Origin of the sequence: Cyclobacterium sp. (assembly GCF_014762705.1) — a bacterium.
Lineage (GTDB): Bacteria > Bacteroidota > Bacteroidia > Cytophagales > Cyclobacteriaceae > Cyclobacterium.
On sequence record NZ_JABURL010000002.1, the window covers coordinates 1 to 1592 of the forward strand.

The 1592-nt window shown below is 43.2% G+C and carries 1 protein-coding gene; it reads right to left on the reverse strand.

The annotated features are described in order from the left end of the window. Window positions 1-20: 20 nt before the first annotated feature. A complete protein-coding gene (locus HUJ21_RS00010) occupies window positions 21-1352 on the reverse strand; it encodes an IS110 family transposase (RefSeq protein ID WP_291366223.1) in 1332 nt (443 codons plus the stop codon). Window positions 1353-1592: the final 240 nt, after the last annotated feature.

The window sequence follows — 1592 nt, forward strand, 5'->3', positions numbered from 1 at the left end:
CTCTTAAGAAACAGTTTATCCTATGGTTCTGCCTCCACTAATTCCATGCCTAATTTTGTTGCCTGTCTTTTAAGGTATGCCATGCGTTTATCCATAAATTTTTTATCGTATTCTTCAATTGGAATGGGGGTGAACTCCGTCTGGTTACTTATCATATAATAAAAAATAACAGCCAGTTTTCTTGCTGTGGCTTTCGTTGCGTACATCGGACCGCCTTTTGCCTTCATCCTTCGGTAAAAAGATCCGAGGTAATGTTCGCTTCTCTGGAGCGCAAAAGCGGCCATTCGAAAAGCTTGCCCCGCTTTATTTTTGCTCTTCTTCCTTTTGTTGCTCAAAAGTTTGCCACCAGATATGCGATTGTTGGGCGAGAGGTTAAGCCAAGATATAAAATGCTTCACCGAAGGCCACTTGCTCATATCAAGGCCGGTTTCTGAAACGATCTCCATGGCACAGACCTCACTTATGCCAAATACCTCTGTAAGGTCTACACCCGCAATACCTTTTAGATATGGGGTGGCGTTAAAGTTCAGCCTGTTTTTACTATATACTTTTCTAGCGGAATCCTGTCCTATTTCGGTGTTTTCCTTGCTTACCAATATTTCCATGTGCTCCTTAATCTGGTTATCACATTCGGCTATTTTTTGTTTGTATATCAGGTAAAGTTCGTAGGACTGCCTCAACTCAAACAGTGGCCCCTCTTTCCAGTTGCCTTCCAGTGAAAGAATGATATCCTCTTTTTTTGCTTTGACTCTATCTGAGGCAAGCGATGCCAGTGTCTCTGCGTCACGTTCCCCGGCAAGAATTGCCCGTATGATGAGCTGGCCAGATTTTCCAGTGATGTCCGTAATCACATTGTGTAGCTTCACGTTGAGCTGTTCGAAGGCCTTTTGCATTCGCAAGACCTGGGTAGAATAGTCTTGGGTGAGGTTTTTCCTGTGCCTCATGTAACCCCGAAGTGTCCTTATCATGTCCTCGGGCTGGAAACTGGCAGAAAGCAGCCCATAAGAATGTAACTGCTGAATCCATTGACAATCCAATACATCTGTCTTCCTTCCCGATACGTTCTTGATGTGTTGTGCGTTCACCAGAAAAACTTCAAAACCGTACTCTTCTAGAATTAAAAACAGTTGTAGCCAATAAACGCCCGTGGATTCCATCGCCACCGTCTTAATATTGCATTGTTGCAGCCATTTTGCCAGTTCATGAAGGTCTCTGGTAAAACTGCCAAACCTTCTTACTGGTGTCTCCGATCTATCTGCCGGAACGGCTACGAAATGAAACGAACTTCCGATGTCAACCCCTGCAGCATTGGGGTTGACCATGCTAACTTTGATCTTCTTTTTGGTTTTCATGATAGGTTATCTTTGGGTTGATAATATAACCGCCAAAGCCCAGCCGCTAACGAATATTTATTCTCTTAAACGGGATCAGGTAAAACTGTCACCAATATTATGTTCAAAAGCGGTCGGAATCACACTTGACCACAGGATCTGGCACTAATCCAAAACACGATCTTAACTGCATTGACGGTCAATACATTAAACGCATGTTTCCTTAATTCGTGTCATTTTTTATAAATGCCGTTCACTTGA

What these genes read in the sequence shown, in the direction of transcription:
- HUJ21_RS00010 (WP_291366223.1), bottom strand. Translation starts at nt 1,352, where the DNA reads ATGAAAACCAAAAAGAAGATCAAAGTTAGCATGGTCAACCCCAATGCT.